Consider the following 15,262-nt stretch of genomic DNA (forward strand, 5'->3'; position numbering starts at 1 on the left):
GGCGGGCGGCGTGGCGGCGACGGTGTCGTCGCCACGCTCGGCCAGCCTCGCGGGCTCGGGGCTATGGCGCGGCGGCGATCTGGCCCAGCTTGTCCTTCATCGCGGGCGCCAGCGCGTCGCTGAACGTGGCGCTGATGTGGTGGGCGTCGCGGTAGACGAGCACGTCGCCGAGGACCGCCGGACAGGTCTGGTCGTTGCACAGCAACGACGTGAAGTCCACGTTCCTCGCGGCACCGTCCGCGGCCACAGCGGCCTCGGCGGCGCGGGTCGCCTCGTCGAGGCCGTCGGCACGCTCGATCGCGCACGCGTCCGCGTCCCCGAGGTGGTCGGAGAGGCAGATGGCGGGCGTCGCGGGGGCCAGCGGGGTGTCGGCGACGATCACGATCTCGCTGGATGACGGGAGCTGCTGGATCGTCTCGGCCATGGCCTGGTGCCAGTACGACTCCGGGTCCTCGACCGACGCGGTGTAGTACCGCGCGTAGTTGCTGAGCACGATCACGTCCGGCGGGTCCTCGCCGAGGCGGTCGATGACGGCGTCGCGCCACCGGGCGCACTCCGGGTAGCCCTCGGCGTCGGACGCGATCCACGCGGACGCGCAGGAGCTCTTCGTGTGACTGTCCAGCCGGATGTCCCCGGCCGCGGCGAGCGCGGCGAGCGCGGGGTGCCACTGCGCAGCGTGGGAGTCGCCGAACAGGGCCACGCGCGGTGCCTGGGCGGGACCGGTGGAGCAGTCCCCGGGCGTGGACGTCGCCACGTCCAGGTGGCACCCGTCGGCGTAGACGGAGGGGTTGTCGCCGCTGGCGTCCGCGAGCGCGGGCCGGAGGTTGGTGGGGACGTAGGGCGTGCCCTGCGGAGAGGCGCCGATCGTGTACCCGGGGGCGGGTCCCTCGGAGGACAGCGGCGCCCGCTGGACCGCCACGATGCCGACGACGGCGAGCGACGCCACCGCCACGGGCACCGCGAGCGCAGCGGTGAGGGTGCGTCGTGGCCGGGGCGCCGGGGCCTTCCTCGGCCGCCGGAACGGCTGCTCGACGAAGCGGTAGCTCAGGTAGGCCAGCGGAACCGCCAGGAGCGCGAGCCCGGCCGTGGCCCCCACCGGGAGCGGGTGCTCCAGCCCGACCGCCGCCTGCGGGATGACCAGGAGCGGCCAGTGGACCAGGTACAGCGAGTAGGAGATCTCGCCGACGAACTGCATCGGGGCCCGCTCGAGCGCCCACGCTGGCGCCCAGCGGGAGCCCCCCGCCCCTCCGGCGATCACCAGCGCCGCGCCCGCCACGGGCAGGAGCGTCGAGACGCCCGGGAACGTCGTCTCGCCCGAGAAGGTGACGCCGGCGACGAGGATCGCGGCGACTCCCGCGTAGCTGAGGAGCCCGGCCGGTGCCCGGTGGAGCCAGGTCGCGCCCGGGACGAGAGCCGCGATCAGGCCGCCCGCCCCGAGCTCCCAGGCCCGGGTCGGCAGGGAGAAGAACGCCCACGGCTCGAACACGCCCATGACCACCAGGCACGCGGCGAGGGAGAGGGCCGCCAGCACGCCGATCACGGTTGCGGTCGCGCGCGTGGACCCGCGGGTCGTCCGGACGACGGCGAGGAGGACCAGCGGCCAGAAGAGGTAGAACTGCTCCTCGATGCCGAGCGACCAGTAGTGCTGGAACACCGACGGCGCCGTCTCGGCCAGGTAGTCCGTGCCCTCGACGGCGAAGAAGACGTTGGGCACGTACAGCGCGGTCGCCGCCGCGTCTCTCAGGACCTCGACGTGACGCAGCGGCGGCAGCCAGATCAGCGCCGCGACCAGCGAGAGCACGAGCGTGACGAGCGCGGCGGGGAGGATGCGCCGGACACGGCGGGCGTAGAACCGGCCGAGGTCGACCGTGCCGCTGGTGCTCAGCTGGCTGAGGAGGTGGGTGGTGATGAGGTAGCCGGAGATGACGAAGAAGACGTCCACGCCCACGAACCCGCCGGAGAACCCCGGCACCCCCGCGTGGTACAGCAGCACCAGGACCACCGCGACCGCCCGCAGTCCCTGGATGTCCGGGCGGAACGCTGCGGTTCTCCTGCTGTCGACGGGCGGCGCGGTCACGGACGAGCAAACTACTACCCGACACGTGCAGAGAGAACAGCGGCGTCCGTTCCTGATCCTCGGCCGCTGCGGCCGCGCCGCGGCCTCGAGCGCCACGGCCGGGCCGTCCACCACCCCGACCACCTCGAAGCGGTGCTGCCGACCTCGCGTTTTGCGCACGGACGAGCGGTGTAACACCCTGGAAGGCCATGAGCGAGACAAGCGAGGCGACGACAGCACCAGGAACGGACCGACCCGTGACAACCCCCACAGCGGCCAGGCGGCACGGGGTCGGGCGGCGGGTCTTCTACCCCGCCGCGGGCCTCGTCGTGGCGTTCGTCCTCGTCGCGCTCGTCTTTCCGGACTGGCTCAACGCGGTCATCGGCAAGGCCAACACCGTCGTCGTGAACTCGATCGGCTGGTACTACGTCCTCATCGTCACCGGCTTCGTCCTGTTCGCCCTGTGGATCGCGTTCTCCCGGCTCGGCGACATCCGCCTCGGCCGCGACGACGACCGGCCCGAGTACGACACGCTGAGCTGGTTCGCGATGCTCTTCGCCGCCGGGATGGGCATCGGCCTGGTCTTCTGGGGCGTGGCCGAGCCGCTCAACCACTACGCGGCTCCCCCGCCGGGCCAGGAAGGATCTCCCGCCCAGCTGGCCCAGGGTGCGCTGACGACCACGTTCCTGCACTGGGGGCTCCACGCCTGGGCCATCTACATCGTGGTCGGCCTCGCCGTGGCGTACGCGGTCCACCGCCGCCGCCGCCCGGTGGCGCTGCGGTGGGTGCTCGAGCCGATCATCGGCACAAGACGCGCCAGCGGCGGCTGGGGCGACCTCGTCGACGTCGTCGCCATCGTCGGGACCGTCTTCGGCGTCGCCACCTCGCTCGGGTTCGGCGTCGTCCAGGTCGGCTCGGGCCTGGACTACCTCGGCATCCTCGACGTCTCGCCGCCGGTCCTCGTCGTCCTCATCGTCGTCATCGCCGGCCTGGCGGCCGTCTCCGTCGCCACGGGCCTCGACGCCGGCATCAAGTGGCTGTCGAACATCAACCTGGTCCTCGCGACGCTCCTGCTGCTCGCGGTCCTGCTGCTCGGCCCGAGCCTGTTCGTGCTGCGTGAGTTCGTCCAGTCGATCGGGGCGTACCTGCAGAACATCGTGCGCCTGTCCTTCTCGACGCTGCCCTACCAGGGGGTCCAGGGCGAGGAGTGGCTGGCCGGCTGGACCACCTACTACTGGGGCTGGTGGATGAGCTGGTCGCCGTTCGTAGGCATCTTCATCGCCCGCATCTCCCGCGGCCGCACGGTGCGCGAGTTCATCATCGGTGTACTGCTCGTGCCCACGCTCGTGACGTTCCTGTGGTTCTCCGTGATGGGCGGCACCGCCCTGTACCGCCAGCTCTTCGGCGACGGCGGACTCATCACCGGCGAGGGCCAGGTCGACAACAACACGGCACTGTTCCAGATGCTCGAGGGCCTCCCGGGCGGCCCGGTGCTCTCCGGTCTGGCGATCCTCCTGGTGACCATCTTCTTCGTGACCAGCTCCGACTCGGGCTCCTACGTCGTCTCCATGCTCTCCACCGGGGGCGACCCGAACCCACCCCTCGCGGTCCGTCTCACCTGGGCCGTGCTGTCCGGTGCCATCGCCGCCGTGCTGATCGGCATCGGCGGATCCACGGGCGGCCTCGGCGCCCTGCAGACCATGGCGATCCTCGTTGCCGCGCCGTTCAGCGTGGTCATGATCGCCATGTGCGTGGCCCTCGTCAGGTCGCTGCGGCAGGACGTCGAGCGAGCGGACCGCCGGCGCCGGGCCGCGATCCGCGAACAGCTCGTGGCCGCCGTCGTCGACGAGGTGAGCTCCGGAGACGAGGAGCCGATCCGGCCGATCGAGTCCTCAGGCCCGCTCGCCAAGCTGTTCAGCCGTCACACCCGCGCCTGATTCTCCAGGAGAGGGCCGATGACGGGACTTCACCTGACGTACGGCTTGCCGGGCGCTACGCCTCATCGACACACCGCACCCCGCAGACCGCCTCACTCAACTTCTCGCGCGGCATCCCCGGCGGCGGCCTCTCCTACGTCGGCATCTACGCGGGCCTCGTGCCTCGAAGCGATCGGACCTCCTGACCAGCTGAACGACGCCGCGGTCCCCGCTCCGAGCCCGTCGCCCGACTTGCGCGCCGGGAGGCAAGCGCGTACCAAGGAATGGTAATTGCACCACCAAGATCATCCAGCCCGGAGGAAACAGTGCGTGCAACCAGGATGACGGGCGTGTTCGCCGTCGCAGCGGCCGTGAGCGCGGCAGCCGGCTGCTCCTTCGCCAACCCGATCACCACTCAGATCGCCTACGCCCCGGGCGACGGCGTCCGGGTGGCGCTCACGGAGGACGTGTCCTTCGAGAACCTGATGGTTCTCACTCCCTCGGAAGGCGAGGAAGGGCACCTGCTCGGGGCAGCGGTGAACAGGTCCACCGACCCTGTCACGGTCGAGATCGTTCTCGACGGCGGGCCGGCGTTCGATTTCGACCTGCCGGCGGGGGGGCGAGGTGAACTTCACCAGGGCCACGCTGACGCCCGACAGCGTCGACGCACCCCCGGGTGCCACCCTGCCCGCCACCGCCTCGAGCCCGGGCGCTGGCGCCGTCGACGTTTTCGTTCCGGTGCTGGACGGCACGCTGCCTGCCTACGAGACGTACCTCGAACGCCACTGAGCGGCGCGCGACGCCCGGGTCAGGAAGCTGCGTTCCGACCGTGCGCTCGCCGAGCAGTCGCCCTGGAACCACGCAAGGCAGGATCGTCGGCGAGACCGTGCCGCTCGAGCCTTGATCTCCCCGTCAAAGCCAGATTCCAGCAGCGTGACGACCGAACGGCTTGGCGGGTGAGGTGCTGGCATGGCGGAGGCGCCACGCACGGTTTACCGTCGTGACGAGTTGACCAGGCGAGCGAAGGAGTCACGGTGAGCACCGAACTCGAGGGCGACGACGCTCGGACCCGGATCGATTCTCACAAGAGCCGACTCGCCCGGGAGAAGGAGGCGTTCGGGGGCACGAAGCTCGGCTCGGGGTTCTTCGGCTGGCTGGCAGCCACGGGAACCGCCGCCCTGCTGCTGGCTGTCGCCGCGGCGGTCGGCGTCGGTGCCGGGGCGGCCGGATCGACGAGCGCCGACGACGCTGCGGAAGGGGCCGGCCAGAACCTGGAGTCCCTGGCCACCGTCGGCGGCATCGTTCTGCTCGTCGTGCTGTTCGTCGCCTACTTCTGCGGCGGGTACGTGGCCGGACGTATGGCGCGCCTGGACGGGTTCAAGCAAGGACTGGCGGTCTGGCTGTGGGCCGTCGTCTTCGCCGTCGTCGTCGGTGTGCTTGCCGCCGCGGTGGGCGACCGGTTCGACATCGGCGCCCAGCTCGACACCCTGGGGGTTCCCGTCGCCCTGGACGACCTGACCCTTGCGGGAGTCCTGGGTCTGCTGGCCATCGCGGCCATCACCCTGCTGGGTGCGGTCCTCGGCGGCAGGGCGGGCATGCACTATCACCGCAAGGTGGACCGTGCCGGTCATCCCGACCCGCTCTGACGACGTGGCCCCTCCGGCCTCATCGCCGAGCTCGTGGACTGTCAGCGCGGCGGGGGTGGTGCGAGCCTGGCTCGCACCACCCCCGCCGCGCCTGCGCCGCCGGGCATCACGCCTCCGTGCGGCGGCGGACTCCGCGAACCGGGACCCTCAGCGCTGGTCGCCGCTCGCCCCGAGCGCGCGGTAGACGCCCGAGTGGTCGAGGTCTCCGAGACCGAGCTCGACCAGCCGCTCGTACTGCCGGGCGACGGCGTCGGTGACCGGGAGGCGCACCCCGCCGAGTTCGCTCAGCTCCCGCGCGGCCGTGAAGTCCTTCAGGTGGAACCGCGCGCGGCCGCCGGGCTCGAACGACTCCTCCAGCCAGTTGCGGCCCTTCTGGCGCAGGATCTCGGACGCCGCGAGACCGCCGTCGAGGATCTCGTGGAGCGCCTCGGGATCGACACCCGAGGCCCTGGCCAGGTAGAAGGCCTCGGACAGACCCGCCATCGTCGTCGCGACGACGACCTGGTTGCACGTCTTGGCGACCTGGCCCGCGCCGAGCGCCCCGACGCGCCGCACCGTCGTGCCCATCACGTGCAGCAGCGGCTCGAGCGCGCGGAACTCCTCCGGCTCGGCCCCCACCATGACGGACAGGCGCCGCTCCTCGGCCCCGAGCACCCCTCCGGACACGGGGGGCGTCGACGACGCGCACCCCGTGCCCCGCGAGCCGAGCCCCGAGCTGCCGCACCCCCGGTCGGCGACACCGTGCCCATGACGACCAGCACCGGGGCGGCGACGCCGGCGGCGCGCCAGCCCGCGAGGAGGCCGTCCGGACGGTCGAGACCTCCTCGAGGTCGGGCAGGTCCGCGGCCGCCCCGGCGGTGGCGGGGGTGCGGGCCACGCCGACCTCGGGAGTGACGAGGCGCTCCTGGCGGCGCTGGACTTCGAGCCCTCGCACGACGCCACGCCCGACGCGCCGTCGGACCCGGCCCTGGCCCGGCTGCTGCCTCCGATGAGCCACGACGACGCGAGGCTGTCCGCCGAGCTGCGCGCCCTGACCGAGGACTCGGTGCGCTCGGGCAAGGTGTCACGGCTGGAGGTGGTCTGGCGTGAGCTCTCGGCCCCGGAGGTCCACGCGGACGCCGTCGTCGTGCCGACCGGGGCGGAGGGGGACTGGCTCGCCGCCCTCACCGACGTCCGGCTCGTCATCGCGACCCGCCTGGGGATCTCCGACGAGGCGGACGCGGAGGCGGTCTACGACCGGGCGCAGGGGGACGGGGCGTCGCCGGAGGGCGAGCCGGACGAGGTGACGGACGCTCTCGCCACCATGTACGCCGCGCTGACGTGGTGGCAGGAGTCACTGCTCGACGCCATGTCCCGGACACGGCGTGGCCGTTAGGCTCCCAGGTCGTGGACGACGCACCCATCGGCATCTTCGACTCCGGCGTGGGCGGTCTGACCGTGGCACGCGCGGTGATCGACCAGCTGCCGGGTGAGTCCGTCCTCTACATCGGGGACACGGCCAACAGCCCGTACGGGCCGAAGCCTATCGCCCAGGTCCGTGCCCTCGCGCTGGACGTCATGGACCGCCTGGTCCTGTCCGGCGTGAAGATGCTCGTCATCGCGTGCAACTCCGCCTCGTCCGCGGTCCTGCGCGACGCCCGCGAGCGGTACGCCATCGACGCCGGCGTGCCCGTGGTCGAGGTCATCCAGCCGGCCGTGCGCCGCGCGGTCGCCGCGACCCGCACCGGCCGCGTGGGGGTGATCGGCACGCGCGCGACGATCGACTCCGGGGCCTACCGCGACGCGTTCGCCGCCGCGCCCCAGCTGAAGCTGACGATGGCCGCCGCGCCGAAGTTCGTCGAGTTCGTCGAGCGGGGCATCACCTCCGGCCCCGAGGTGCTCGCCGCGGCCGAGGAGTACCTCGCGCCCGTCCGGGCCGCCGACGTCGACACCCTCGTCCTCGGGTGCACCCACTACCCGCTGCTGACCGGCGTCATCTCCTACGTCATGGGCGAGCACGTCACCCTGGTGTCCTCCGCGGAGGAGACCGCCAAGGACGTCTACCGGACCCTGGTCGCCCACGACCTGCTGCGTGACCCGGCGTCGAGGCAGGCCGCGCACCGGTTCCTCGCCACGGGCGAGCCCGGCTCCTTCGCCCGGCTCGCCCGCCGGTTCCTGGGGCCGGAGGTCTCCGAGGTTCACGCGGTGGACGAGCTGGCGGGATCGCGATGAGGCTCACCGCCGTCGGGTGCTCCGGCTCGATGTCCGGGCCCGCGTCCCCGGCCTCCTGCTACCTCGTCCAGGCGCCCGGCACCGACGACGCGGGACGGGAGCGGACCTGGTCCGTGGTGCTCGACCTCGGCTCGGGGGCCATGGGGGCGCTGCTCAACCACGTCGACCCCGCGACCATCGATCTCGCCGTGCTCTCCCACCTCCACGCGGACCACATGGTCGACATGATCGGCATGCAGGTCTACCGCCGCTGGCACCCCGACGGCGGCCTCGCGCCACTGACGGTGCTCGCCCCGGAGGGCGCGCTCGAGCGCGTGCGGGGTGTCGGCGGGGACGACGGCTCCGAGACGTACGAGGGCGAGTTCTCCTTCCGCGAGCACACGCCCGGCACCGTGGTGAAGCTGGGGCCGCTGACCGTGGAGTCCTTCCCCGTCAACCACCCCGTGCCCGCCTACGGCGTGCGGATCACCGGGCCCAGCTCCCGGGCCGGCGCGGGGGAGCGGGTGACCCTCGCGTACACCGGCGACACCGACCTCTGCGACGGCCTCCTGCCGCTCGCCGCGGACGTCGACCTGCTGCTCAGCGAGGCCGCATTCCAGGAGGGCCGCGACACCGTGCGCGGCGTGCACCTGACCGGCCGCCGCGCCGGGCAGGTCGCTGCGGCGGCGCGGGTCCGGCGCCTGGTGCTGACGCACCTCCAGCCCTGGACGGACCCCGACGTCGTCCGCACCGAGGCCCAGGCCGTCTACGACGGGCCCGTCGACGTCGCCGCGCCCGGCGCCACCTGGGTGCTGTAGACCGGCAGGAGCGGAACCTCGCTCCGGCTGTCTCACCCCCCGCCTCCGGCGGACGGGCCGGGCGCTGCGCTGGGTAGCCTTCTGGGCATGAGCGACGCCTCCCGACGCGACACACTGCCCGCCGACCGTCACACCCGTGGAGCCGCGAAGCACGAGATACCGGAGGCGATGCGCAAGGACGTGCGCCTGCTCGGCGGCCTGCTGGGGCAGGTCCTCACCGAGTACGGCAGCGCCGGGCTGTTCGAGGACGTCGAGGCGCTGCGCGAGCTCGCCATCTCCGCGCTGGAGGACCCCGGCAGCGACGCGCTCGCCCGGGCCGAGGAGCTCGTCGACTCGTTCTCGGCCGAGCGGGCGGAGGAGGTCGCGCGTGCCTTCGCCTGCTACTTCCACCTCACCAACCTCGCGGAGGAGCAGCACCGCGTCCGCACGCTCCGCGCCCGGGACGGCGACGTCCCGCTCGCCGAGCAGCGGGCCTCCGACTCCGTGGCGGCGGCCTTCTCGCACCTGGCCGAGGAGGTCGGGCGCGAGGAGGCGGCACGCCGCCTGGCCCGCCTCGAGTTCCACCCCGTCCTCACCGCACACCCGACCGAGGCGCGCCGCAACGCCGTCGCCGCCGCGGTGCGCCGCATCGGCACCCTGCTCGACCAGCGGGACGACCCCCGCCTGGGGCGTGGTGCGCTCGAGGAGAACCACCGTGAGCTGCTCGAGGAGGTGGACAACATGTGGCGCACGGCGCAGCTGCGTCCCTCCAACCCCTCGCCGCTCGACGAGGTCCGCACCTCGCTGGCGGTGTTCGACGCCTCGCTCGTGGACGTCTTCGTGGCCTCCTACCGCCGGCTCGACGACTGGCTGCAGGGCGATGAGCGCGGCCTGCGCGCCGTGAAGGCCCCGGCGTTCGTGCGGCTGGGAACCTGGATCGGCGGCGACCGGGACGGCAACCCGAACGTGACCGCGTCGGTGACGCGTCAGGCGGCCGCCCAGTCGGCCGAGCGGATCCTCACCGCGCTCGAGGCCGCGGCCCGCCGCGCGGGGCTGGGCCTCACGCTGGACGACCGTTTCGCGGAGCCGAGCCCGGCCCTGCAGTCGCTGTGGGCGCGTCAGCGCCAGCTCGACCGTGAGCTGGCGGACCAGGTCGCGGCGCACTCCCCGGGGGAGAGCCACCGACGCGTGCTCCTCTTCGTCACCGAGCGGATCGCCGCCACGCGCCGTCGCGACGCCGACCTCTCCTACCCCGACGCCGCGGCCCTCCGGGCCGATCTCGCCGTCGTCCAGGAGTCGCTGGTGCAGGCCGGTGCCGCGCGCGCCGCCCACGGCTCGCTGCAGGACCTGATCTGGCTGGTCGAGACGTTCGGGTTCCACCTGTCCGAGATGGAGGTGCGCCAGCACTCCAAGGTGCACGGGCAGACTCTCGCGTGGCTGGACGACCCCGACTCCGTCCCGTCTCCGGCCGTGCCGCCCGAGGAGGTCCTGGAGACCTTCCGGGCCGTCGCGGCGGTCCAGGAGCGGCACGGGGTCGACGCCTGCCGGCGCTACATCGTCTCCTTCACGCAGTCCGCCCAGAACCTCGCCGACGTCTACACCCTGGCCGAACGCGCGCTGGGCTCCGCGGACGCCGCTCCCGTGCTCGACGTCATCCCCCTGTTCGAGACCTTCGACGACCTCCAGGCCGCGCCGGCCATCCTCGACGAGATGCTCGCCCTCGAACCGGTCCGGCGGCGCCTGGAGCAGACCGGCCGCCGGGTGGAGGTCATGCTCGGGTACTCCGACTCCGCCAAGGACGTCGGCCCGGTCTCGGCGACGCTCGCCCTGTACGAGGCGCAGGCCAGGATCGCCGCCTGGGCGCGGGAGAACGACATCGCCCTGACCCAGTTCCACGGGCGCGGCGGCGCGCTCGGACGCGGCGGCGGCCCCGCCAACCGCGCCATCATGGCGCAGCCGCCCCACTCGGTGGACCTGCGCTTCAAGGTCACCGAGCAGGGCGAGGTCATCTCCGCCCGGTACGGCAACCCGGACATCGCCGTGCGCCACATCGAGCAGGTCGCGGCCGCGACGCTCATGGCGTCGGCGCCCTCGACCGAGCGGCGCAACTCCCAGGCCGCCGAGCGGTACAAGGACCTGGCGTCCCGTCTCGACGCCGTCTCCCGGGAGCGCTTCTTCGAGCTCATCCGGGCCGACGGGTTCGCGCCGTGGTTCGCGGAGGTGACGCCGCAGGAGGAGATCGGCCTCCTGGCGATCGGCTCCAGGCCGTCCCGCCGCGGCCTGAGCGTGGAGTCGCTGGAGGACCTGCGGGCGATCCCGTGGAACTTCGCGTGGACCCAGGCCCGGATCAACCTGACCGGCTGGTTCGGGCTCGGCTCGGCCCTCGAGGCCGTCGGTGACCTGGACCTGCTCCGCCGGGCCTACGCCGAGTGGCCGCTCTTCGCGACGATGATCGACAACGTCGAGATGTCGCTGGCCAAGACCGACCGGCGCATCGCCGTCCGCTACCTCGAGCTGGGGGACCGGACCGACCTGGCCGAGAAGGTCGTCACGGAGCTCGATCTCACCACCCGCTGGGTCCTGGACATCACCGGGCACGAGCGGCTGCTCGAGGGGCACCGGGTGCTCGGGCGCGCCGTGCAGCTGCGCAACCCCTACGTCGACGCCCTCTCGCTGCTGCAGCTCCGCGCGCTGCGGACGCTGCGCGACAGCTCCCGCGAGCTCGACGCGCGGGAGGTGGAGGACCAGCAGCGCCTGCTGCTGCTCACGCTCAAGGGCGTGGCGGCCGGGCTGCAGAACACCGGCTGACCCGCCTCGCGGTCCGACGGCGGGCAGGGAGTGTCCGACGTGCCGGGTAGCCTCGAGGGCATGAGTTCTCAGACCCCTCCGACCACCGCCTCGCTGCGCGCCGACGGCCGGCGCCCCGACGAACTTCGCGACGTCCGGATCACGCGCGGCTGGCTCGACGCCGCCGAGGGCAGCGTGCTCGTGGAGTTCGGCCGCACCCGGGTGCTGTGCGCGGCCTCGTTCACCGAGGGCGTGCCGCGCTGGCGCCAGGGCTCCGGCGAGGGCTGGGTCACCGCGGAGTACGCGATGCTCCCGCGAGCGACGAGCACGCGCAGCCAGCGCGAGTCGGTCAAGGGCCGCGTCGGCGGCCGCACGCACGAGATCTCCCGCCTGATCGGCCGGTCGCTGCGCGCCGTCATCGACGTCGCCGCGCTCGGCGAGAACACCATCGTCCTGGACTGCGACGTCCTCCAGGCGGACGGCGGCACCCGCACCGCCGCGATCACCGGCGCCTACGTCGCCCTTGCCGACGCCGTCGCCTGGGGCACGGCGGCCGGGCACGTGCAGCCGAGGCGGAGCAAGCCGGTGCTGACGGACTCGGTGGCCGCCGTCTCGGTCGGCATCATCGACGGCCGTCCCGTCCTCGACCTGCCGTACACCGAGGACGTGCGCGCCGAGACCGACATGAACGTCGTGGTCACCGGCTCGGGAGACTTCGTCGAGGTCCAGGGCACCGCCGAGGGGGCGCCCTTCGGACGCGGCGAGCTCGACGCCCTGCTCGACCTCGCCGTCGCCGGCACGGCGCGCCTGCGCGACATCCAGGCCGAGGCGCTCGCCCGGCCGCTGGAGCGCCTTCCGTGAGCCGGAGCGCGCAGACCGCCGGCGGCGGCCCCCGCCTCGTCCTCGCGACGCACAACGCCCACAAGGTGCGCGAGCTGCGGGACATCCTCCACCCCCTGCTGCCCGCGCTCCGGGCCACCGACGTCGTCGGGGCCGGCGACGTCGGCGCGGAGCCTCCGGTGGAGGACGGCGTCACCTTCGCGGAGAACGCCCTGATCAAGGCCCGGGCGCTCGCCGCGGCGACCGGCCTGCCCGCCGTCGCCGACGACTCCGGTCTGTGCGTGGACGTCCTCGGGGGCGCCCCGGGGGTCTTCTCGGCACGGTGGTCCGGCCGGCACGGTGACGACCGCGCCAACCTCGAGCTCCTCCTTGCCCAGCTGGCGGAGGTGCCCGCGCAGCACCGCTCGGCGCACTTCGCGTGCGCGGCCGCGCTCGTCACGCCGTCGGGGACGGAGGTGGTCGAGGAGGCGACCATGCCCGGTGTCCTGCTGACCGCACCGCGCGGCAGCGGCGGGTTCGGGTACGACCCGATCCTGCAGCCGGTGGGGGGAGAACCGCTCCGCGGCCGAGCTCACGGCCGAGGAGAAGAACGCCGTCAGCCACCGGGGCAAGGCGTTCCGCGCGCTCGCGCCGCACATCGTGGTGGCACTGGGCTGAACGGGCGGGCGGACCGTCGGCCGTCCGGGCCGCTCGGCGGGCGGCCGGGTCCCGCGCCGCCCTGTCGGTCGGTGTGGTGTGCGTCACGCCCCGCACGACGCCTCTCGGGACGAGCGTCCCGCGTGGCAGGCAGCCGCGTTTGGTGGACTGGTCGTGGACGCCGGAGCGGGCGTCCTCGCCGCAGGCGATGGGATCCGTCGCCGCAGACCAGACGAAGAGGTGCACGACACCATGACCGACACCATGCCGTCGACCACGGCAGTCACCATCCCCACCACCATGCAGGCCGCCGTCGTCACGGAGCTCGGCGCCCCGCTGTCCGTCGAGAGCCGGCCGGTCCCGCGACCCGGACCGTTCCAGGCGCTCGTCCGGGTCGAGTACACCGGCGTGTGCCACACCGACCTGCACGCCGCCCACGGCGACTGGCCCGTCAAGCCCACCGCCCCGTTCGTCCCCGGCCACGAGGGGGGCCGGGACCGTCGTCGCCGTCGGCGCCGACGTGACGCGGGTGAAGGTCGGTGACCGGGTCGGGAACGCCTGGCTCGCCACCGCGTGCGGCGAGTGCGAGTACTGCCAGACCGGCTGGGAGACGCTGTGCGAGGCGCAGCAGAACAGCGGCTACTCGGTGGACGGCTCGTTCGGCCAGTACATGCTGGTCGACTCGCGCTACTGCGCCGTCATCCCCGACGGCGTGGACCTGGCGGCCGCCGCGCCGATCCTGTGCGCGGGCGTCACGGTGTACAAGGGGCTGAAGGTCACCGACACCAGGCCCGGCGAGTGGGTGCTGATCTCCGGCATCGGCGGTCTCGGGCACATCGCTGTCCAGTACGCGGTCGCGATGGGCCTCCGTGTTGCGGCCGTCGACGTCGACGACGCCAAGCTCGACCTGGCCCGCCGGCACGGCGCCGAGGTGACCGTCAACGCCCGCACGAGCGCCGACCCCGCGGCGGCGATCAAGGAGCAGACCGGCGGCGTGCACGGCGCCCTCGTCACGGCGGTCAACGCGCACGCGTTCCCGCAGGCCGTCGGCTCGCTGCGCCGGGGCGGCACCGTGTCCCTGGTGGGCCTGCCGCCGGAGCAGTTCCCGCTCGACATCTTCACCACGGTGCTCTTCGGCCTGACGGTCCGCGGATCGATCGTCGGCACCCGGAAGGACATGTCGGAGGCGCTCGACTTCTTCGCCCGCGGCAAGATCGCCCCGACCTTCACGGTGCGTGGTCTCGGCGAGATCAACGACATCTTCACCGAGATGGAGGAGGGCAAGATCGAGGGCCGCGTGGTCATGGACGTGCGGTCCTGACCGGCTCCTGATCCGGGACGCGGACGGCCCGGCGGGTTCTCACCCGCCGGGCCGTCGCGTGCGTGGACCTCAGAGGTAGCGCGCCTGGCGCTCGTGGCGGCGCTCCTTGATCTCCGGAACCACCCGCCAGCCCACGATGAGCAGGGCGAGCACGACGGCCGTCACGAGCGGGAAGGCGCCCGAGACTCCGCCGCCGGTGATGGCGCGCAGCGCCAGCCCGACGACGGTGGTCCCGGCCCAGACGATGACTCCGCTGGGCCAGATGAGCAGCGGCAGGGAGCGTACGCCCGGCAGCGCCCACGCGATCGCGAGACCGAGCACGAACGGCCACACCGTCTGCAGGAACTCCCCGGCGGGCGTGCCGTGCGACGCCATGCCGATCACGGTGAACACCAGCACGCAGGCGAGGTCGACCGCGAACCACAGCAGCGGGTTCCGTGACCCGGGCACGATCGGTTCGGGCTCGGTCTCCATCAGCGCAACCTCCCCAGGTGGGCCAGGGCCTGCTTGAGCAGGATGGCGTGTCCCTCGACCATGTCGTTGAGGATCTCCGGCGTCACGGCCTCCGCGGGCGTGAGCCAGGTCAGCTCGAGCGTGTCGTTGGCCGGCTGGCAGTCGCCGACCACCGGGATGACGTACGCGAGCGACACCGCGTGCTGACGCGGGTCGTGGAAGGGGCTGCCCGGCGTCGGGAAGTACTCGCCGACGGCGAAGGGGACCAGCGACTGGGGCAGCCGCGGCAGGGCCATGGGGCCGAGGTCCTTGTCCAGGTGCCGCGCGAGCGCCTCGCGGATCGTCTCGTGGAAGAGCACCCGCCCGGAGACGAGCGCCCGTGAGATGGTGCCGCCCGCGGTCGCCCGCAGCAGCAGACCGACCGACTCCACCTCGCCGTGACCGTCCAGCCGCGCGGGCAGGGCGTCGATGTAGAGCATGGGCACCTTCCGGCGCACCAGGTCAAGGTCCTCCGGGGAGAGCCAGGGACCGAGGTCGCCGCTCGCTATGTCACTCACCCTCTGTTTCTATCGCGCCGGGCCGCCCGCGCGACAAGGCTGGCCGTGTCGAGGGCCGTGCCC

13 protein-coding genes and 2 pseudogenes are annotated in these 15,262 nt (G+C 73.1%); 11 read left to right on the top strand and 4 right to left on the bottom strand.

Annotation, left to right across the window (positions count from 1 at the left end):
- Window positions 1-61 precede the first annotated feature (61 nt).
- Window positions 62-2,077: an acyltransferase family protein gene (locus DA06_RS08120; protein WP_043498941.1), complete on the bottom strand. Its 2,016-nt coding sequence runs from the start codon at window positions 2,075-2,077 to the stop codon at window positions 62-64.
- 236 nt (window positions 2,078-2,313) lie between these two features.
- Here DA06_RS08120 and DA06_RS08125 point away from each other — a divergent pair, with 236 nt between their 5' ends.
- The 3 genes from DA06_RS08125 (at window position 2,314) to DA06_RS08135 (ending at window position 5,618) form a co-directional block, all read left to right on the top strand.
- Window positions 2,314-3,993 (top strand): BCCT family transporter, encoded by a 1,680-nt coding sequence (locus DA06_RS08125; RefSeq protein ID WP_418607368.1) that lies wholly within the window; start codon window positions 2,314-2,316, stop codon window positions 3,991-3,993.
- A 603-nt stretch (window positions 3,994-4,596) separates the two neighbouring features.
- Complete coding sequence (locus DA06_RS08130) at window positions 4,597-4,761, top strand: hypothetical protein (protein WP_418607369.1); 165 nt, start codon at window positions 4,597-4,599, stop codon at window positions 4,759-4,761.
- Between the two features lie 245 nt (window positions 4,762-5,006).
- Window positions 5,007-5,618, top strand: a complete 612-nt coding sequence (locus DA06_RS08135) for a hypothetical protein (protein ID WP_418607371.1) — start codon at window positions 5,007-5,009, stop codon at window positions 5,616-5,618.
- A gap of 147 nt (window positions 5,619-5,765) precedes the next feature.
- Here the strand turns inward: DA06_RS08135 and DA06_RS08140 are convergent, their stop codons facing one another.
- Window positions 5,766-6,284: an NAD-binding protein gene (locus tag DA06_RS08140; RefSeq protein ID WP_052436518.1), complete on the bottom strand. Its 519-nt coding sequence runs from the start codon at window positions 6,282-6,284 to the stop codon at window positions 5,766-5,768.
- A gap of 322 nt (window positions 6,285-6,606) precedes the next feature.
- On the opposite strand from DA06_RS08140, the gene DA06_RS08145 reads away from it, so the two are divergent.
- The 8 genes and pseudogenes from DA06_RS08145 to DA06_RS08180 all read left to right on the top strand — a co-directional run bounded on the left by DA06_RS08145 (window position 6,607) and on the right by DA06_RS08180 (window position 14,189).
- Window positions 6,607-6,993 (top strand): DUF2017 family protein, encoded by a 387-nt coding sequence (locus DA06_RS08145; protein ID WP_418607372.1) that lies wholly within the window; start codon window positions 6,607-6,609, stop codon window positions 6,991-6,993.
- 11 nt (window positions 6,994-7,004) lie between these two features.
- Window positions 7,005-7,829 (top strand): glutamate racemase, encoded by an 825-nt coding sequence (gene murI, locus DA06_RS08150; RefSeq protein ID WP_043498958.1) that lies wholly within the window; start codon window positions 7,005-7,007, stop codon window positions 7,827-7,829.
- Window positions 7,826-8,626: an MBL fold metallo-hydrolase gene (locus DA06_RS08155; protein ID WP_043498960.1), complete on the top strand. Its 801-nt coding sequence runs from the start codon at window positions 7,826-7,828 to the stop codon at window positions 8,624-8,626. The genes murI and DA06_RS08155 overlap by 4 nt, the downstream gene beginning before the upstream one ends.
- A gap of 87 nt (window positions 8,627-8,713) precedes the next feature.
- Entirely contained in the window at window positions 8,714-11,413 is a 2,700-nt protein-coding gene (locus DA06_RS08160; protein WP_043498962.1) for a phosphoenolpyruvate carboxylase, read from the top strand.
- 60 nt (window positions 11,414-11,473) lie between these two features.
- The gene (gene rph, locus DA06_RS08165; protein ID WP_043498974.1) at window positions 11,474-12,253 is read left to right on the top strand and encodes a ribonuclease PH; all 780 of its coding nucleotides are present in this window, start codon (window positions 11,474-11,476) and stop codon (window positions 12,251-12,253) included.
- A pseudogene (rdgB, locus tag DA06_RS08170) lies at window positions 12,250-12,889 on the top strand (RdgB/HAM1 family non-canonical purine NTP pyrophosphatase). Before rph ends, rdgB begins: the two are co-directional and overlap by 4 nt.
- Window positions 12,890-13,168: 279 nt before the next feature.
- Window positions 13,169-13,517: pseudogene (locus DA06_RS08175) on the top strand (alcohol dehydrogenase catalytic domain-containing protein); the annotation flags it as partial.
- 210 nt (window positions 13,518-13,727) lie between these two features.
- The gene (locus DA06_RS08180) at window positions 13,728-14,189 is read left to right on the top strand and encodes a zinc-binding dehydrogenase (protein ID WP_418607934.1); all 462 of its coding nucleotides are present in this window, start codon (window positions 13,728-13,730) and stop codon (window positions 14,187-14,189) included.
- Window positions 14,190-14,258: 69 nt separating this feature from the next.
- Here DA06_RS08180 and DA06_RS08185 read toward each other — a convergent pair whose 3' ends face one another.
- Both DA06_RS08185 and DA06_RS08190 read right to left on the bottom strand, forming a co-directional pair.
- The gene (locus tag DA06_RS08185; protein WP_052436520.1) at window positions 14,259-14,663 is read right to left on the bottom strand and encodes a DUF3054 domain-containing protein; all 405 of its coding nucleotides are present in this window, start codon (window positions 14,661-14,663) and stop codon (window positions 14,259-14,261) included.
- Entirely contained in the window at window positions 14,663-15,199 is a 537-nt protein-coding gene (locus tag DA06_RS08190) for an NUDIX hydrolase family protein (RefSeq protein ID WP_043498963.1), read from the bottom strand. Before DA06_RS08190 ends, DA06_RS08185 begins: the two co-directional genes overlap by 1 nt.
- Between the last annotated feature and the right edge of the window lie 63 nt (window positions 15,200-15,262).

The sequence above is a fragment of the Georgenia sp. SUBG003 genome (assembly GCF_000715355.2).
Classification (GTDB): domain Bacteria; phylum Actinomycetota; class Actinomycetes; order Actinomycetales; family Actinomycetaceae; genus Georgenia.